This is a genomic window from Shewanella aestuarii, from assembly GCF_014647215.1.
Lineage (GTDB): Bacteria > Pseudomonadota > Gammaproteobacteria > Enterobacterales > Shewanellaceae > Shewanella > Shewanella aestuarii.
The window spans coordinates 1-4321 of the sequence record NZ_BMOT01000021.1 but is presented as its reverse complement, the minus strand read 5'-3'; the positions used below and the strand labels follow the sequence as shown (position 1 = coordinate 4321).

The 4321-nt window shown below is 40.0% G+C and carries 4 protein-coding genes and 4 tRNA genes; 1 reads left to right on the top strand and 7 read right to left on the bottom strand.

The genetic code is table 11. The features are described from left to right. From IEY03_RS17005 to IEY03_RS16985, 5 genes are all read right to left on the bottom strand, one after another. Positions 1–100: GTP-binding protein (locus tag IEY03_RS17005; protein WP_229778378.1), on the bottom strand; the 100-nt coding region annotated here is incomplete at its 3' end. 111 nt (positions 101–211) lie between these two features. Continuing rightward, a tRNA-Thr gene (locus tag IEY03_RS17000) sits at positions 212–287 on the bottom strand. A gap of 10 nt (positions 288–297) precedes the next feature. Next, positions 298–371, bottom strand: a tRNA-Gly gene (locus tag IEY03_RS16995). A gap of 36 nt (positions 372–407) precedes the next feature. Next, positions 408–492 (bottom strand) — tRNA-Tyr (locus IEY03_RS16990). An 8-nt stretch (positions 493–500) separates the two neighbouring features. Further along, positions 501–576, bottom strand: a tRNA-Thr gene (locus IEY03_RS16985). A gap of 227 nt (positions 577–803) precedes the next feature. Between IEY03_RS16985 and coaA the strand changes: the two genes are divergently transcribed. Further along, positions 804–1748, top strand: a complete 945-nt coding sequence (gene coaA, locus IEY03_RS16980) for a type I pantothenate kinase (RefSeq protein WP_188843882.1) — start codon at positions 804–806, stop codon at positions 1746–1748. 115 nt (positions 1749–1863) lie between these two features. Here coaA and birA read toward each other — a convergent pair whose 3' ends face one another. Beyond that, positions 1864–2823: a bifunctional biotin--[acetyl-CoA-carboxylase] ligase/biotin operon repressor BirA gene (gene birA, locus IEY03_RS16975; protein WP_188843884.1), complete on the bottom strand. Its 960-nt coding sequence runs from the start codon at positions 2821–2823 to the stop codon at positions 1864–1866. Then, on the bottom strand, positions 2823–3836 hold the full coding sequence (gene murB / locus IEY03_RS16970) for a UDP-N-acetylmuramate dehydrogenase (RefSeq protein ID WP_188843880.1): 1014 nt from the start codon (positions 3834–3836) through the stop codon (positions 2823–2825). The genes birA and murB overlap by 1 nt, the downstream gene beginning before the upstream one ends. Positions 3837–4321 lie beyond the last annotated feature (485 nt).

Sequence of the window (4321 nt, the reverse complement as noted above, 5' to 3'; positions counted from 1 at the left end):
CAGAGATAGCTGCAGTTAAAGTTGTTTTACCATGGTCAACGTGACCGATGGTGCCTACGTTTACGTGGGGCTTATTACGTTCAAATTTAGCTTTTGCCATGGTATCGCCTCAATCCAATAGTTTGGTGATGAAAACACACATATAGTAAAAATCCGATGCATATATATGACATCGAATCAATTTTTAGTTAGGCGCTTGATTATGACAGGCTGGTGCTGATAGGCAGATTCGAACTGCCGACCTCACCCTTACCAAGGGTGCGCTCTACCAACTGAGCCATATCAGCAAACAAATATTGGAGCGGATGGCGGGAATCGAACCCGCGTTATCAGCTTGGAAGGCTGGAGTAATACCATTATACGACATCCGCGCAACCTACATAGGCTACCTAACTACCTAGAAAAAGTGGTGGAGGGAGAAGGATTCGAACCTTCGAAGGCTGAGCCGTCAGATTTACAGTCTGATCCCTTTGGCCACTCGGGAACCCCTCCACAGAAAATGGTGCCGGCACCAAGAGTCGAACTCGGGACCTACTGATTACAAGTCAGTTGCTCTACCAACTGAGCTATGCCGGCGTGTCATTTCGGGAACGGATATTAGGTAAATGTGAGGATAAGTGCAATAGAAAAATGACAAAAAAGCCAAAAAAAGTCTCGATCGATGTTTTTTTATGCTTATGTAGCCATCGAAGATGAATTAAACATCATTTCCTTGTTTCAAACACACAATTGATTCCTAAAGTATTGTCCCTTAATTAGGGATCGTGTAATGTGCCAGACCCAGTATAGAAATTGGTTTGATAATGCAAAACTCCATTCAACAAGCCCTTTACCTGTCTTTTCAACGCCAAAAATGGTCTGAATTGCGTAAATCTGTGCCATTAACCCTAAGCCAAGAAGAATTAGAAAACTTGCGGGGGATGAATGAAAAATTATCATTGGATGAAGTCACCGATATTTATTTACCATTAAGTCGATTACTTAACCTTATTGTGGGTTCTAAACAACAGCGTGGGATGATAGTTGACAAATTTCTTGAACAACGGGCATCTCACTCACCCTATATTATCAGTATTGCCGGCAGTGTGGCTGTGGGTAAGAGTACCACTGCACGTATTTTACAAACCCTACTTCAACGCTGGCCTGAACACCCAAAAGTAGATCTGGTCACAACCGATGGTTTTTTGTACCCGTTAGCTGATTTAAAACGCAAAGGATTATTACAGCGAAAAGGCTTTCCAGAAAGCTATGATATGAAAATGCTAGTCGACTTCATTTCATCTGTAAAAGCAGGCGATAAACACGTTTTAGCGCCAGTATATTCTCATGTTAGCTATGATCGATGCCATGACCAACATCAAGTCATCGAACAACCAGATATTTTGATACTTGAAGGGTTAAATGTCTTGCAAACAGGTTTAGACTCTCCCGTTGATATCAGACGTCCTTTTGTTTCGGACTTTGTGGACTTCTCTATCTATGTTGATGCGAAAGAGCATTTATTAAAAGAGTGGTATCAACAACGATTTTTGCAATTTAGGAAAGGGGCATTTAGCGATCCTAAATCATTCTTCCATCACTATGCCTCTTTAAGTGATGAAGAGGCCAACTCAATTTCTGCTAATATTTGGGATACGATTAACGGCCCCAATTTACAGCTAAATATTCAACCTACCCGTGAGCGTGCAAATCTGATTTTGCAAAAAGGACCAAACCATCTTATGGACAAGGTTCTTTTACGTAAATAGAGTTACGTGTCCTTTAGTTGTTACATTCCGTGTTAAATTGATTTTTACCGTAAAGATTGGAATGTAACAATTAACAACTTCAATTGAACTATTTGAAAAAGGTTTCTCATTCTAGCTATACACCACGTAAACTGATTTCACCACCAATGTAAGCTTTAATCTCGTTGTTAGCCTCAATAAGTACAGCACCTTGGTCATCAATCCCCTTACAAACGCCAAACACTTCGTTCGGTGCCATCAATAATTTTATGGGCTTATTGGCAAATAAATCATGCTTATTCCAAAACGCAATAAATGGCGTCAATCCATGAGTACTAAAAGTGTGAATATCAGATTTTAACTGACGATGCAGTGATATTAGAAGCTGTGTTTTGTCAGGGAGGGCACCTTGAGAAGCTAAATCACTCCATGGTTGATCGATTAATTCACCTTGAGCCGCTGACATACTCATATTGATGCCAAAGCCAATCACCAACTCCGTTTTTTGAGCTTCTGTTTTTGCCACTTCAATTAAAATTCCGGCAAGTTTTTTATCATCTAAGTAAATATCATTTGGCCACTTTAAACCTAAGCCGGTGATATTCATTTCCGACAGTGTTTTAACGATTGAACACGCAATCACAAGGCTCAACCCCATTAATGTGGCTGCATTAGCTTCAAATCGCCAAAAGAGTGATGCATAAAGATGATTACCATAGGGTGATAACCATTGGCGTCCACGTCGACCTCTACCGGCAGATTGGTATTCAGCAATGCAAATATCTCCGGATTTTAGGTCATCAAAATGGCTCAAGGTAAAACTGTTTGTGCTATTAATTTCATCAAAATAGAAGCATCGATTGTCAATTCCGCTGATCAAGGCTTGCTCATCAACGAGAGCTATCGGATTTGCCAGTTTATATCCTTTGCCTTTAACACTAAAAATTTCAACACCATAATCAGACAGCGCATCAATATGTTGATTCACAGCCATGCGGGTTAAACCGATTTCAGTCGCGATAGCCTCCCCAGAGGTAAAATGGTTAGCACTTAATAAAGCTAGTATCTGCCTCTTACGAGACCAATGATCATTGATCATAAAGTTACCTCACCAAATCGGGCAATTAATCTAGGTTCTACCTCAAGCGTAACGCCAAATCGCTTCTCAATCTTATCGGTTACATGCATCGCTAACTGACAAATTTCAGTTCCAGTAGCCTCACCAGTATTGGTAAACACCAGAGCTTGCTGCTCATGTATAGATGCTCCGCCGATAGAAAACCCTTTCAAGCCAGCATTATCAATCATCCAGCCGGCGGCTAATTTAGTATGCTGTTCATCATGGGTAAATCCCACAATATCAGGATATTGTTGCTTTAATACCAAAAAACGCTGATTGGAAATGATTGGGTTTTTAAAGAAACTGCCAACATTACCAATTATTTTTGGATCTGGTAGCTTCGACTGTCTAACATTGCAAACCATTTCAAGTACTTCTTGAGGGCTTACAGTGGCCGCATTAAGGCTATTTAAGGGGGAATAACCTAAGTTAGGCAGCCAGTTCGTCGATAATCTTAATTTAACCGCTGTAATTACTGACCTATCTTTGAGTTGTTGCTTAAAAATGGACTCGCGATAGCCAAACTGACAGTCTTGATGACTAATTTCAAAAAGTTGCGATGAATCTAAGTCAACAAACTCAACTGATTCGCATACATCTTTGAACTCCACTCCATATGCACCAATATTTTGAATAGGTGCTGCTCCAACTGTACCTGGTATTAATGCTAAATTCTCAATGCCAAAATAGCCATTTTCGACACAATAGGTAACCAAGCTATGCCAATCTTCACCGGCTTCTACAGTTAGCAGTATATCTGTGCCCTGTTGCTCAACAACAATACCCTTGGTTTCAACGATAACAACTGAGCCACAAAAATCCTCAGTAAATACCACGTTACTCCCGCCCCCTAATACCATCATAGCCTTATCAGAATGATAGAGTTCGAGACAAGTATTGATCAAAGTTTCTTTAGTATTGACATGAATAAGCTCATCACACAGCTGGTTCAAGCCAAGAGTATTAAAAGGAAGTAAGGAAGCAGACATATTGAATTAGCAATAAAAGTATAGATAAAGCATTGTAACAGGTAACAAGCCTTCGGATGAATTCAAACATCAAAGTTTATGAAGGGGAATCGATATACTGATAATAATAATCGCCTCTGACTGTAGTGGCACACTAATTTTGACCACTACAGACAGCGGCATATCGGCGACATGGTTTCTGATTAGGCACGAGGAGATTTTTTCGCAAAAACAAAAAGGCCACTCCTTAAGAGTGGCCTTGCTGTTGCTATTTAAAGCGTATTAGGCGCCTGGAAATGAAGCTCTATGGTTTCCAGACAAATTTGTCTATTTAACGTCAATCGACATTAAATAATAATTTGGAAAGCTGATGCATGCTCTGTTTACAACACGCTATTTTGAGTTATCACACTATCTAAGTGCTTTATTCTAATACTAAGTATCAGTAAAACCCATCTGGGTTGTATGGTTAAGCCTCACGGGTCATTAGTACAAGTTAGCTCAAC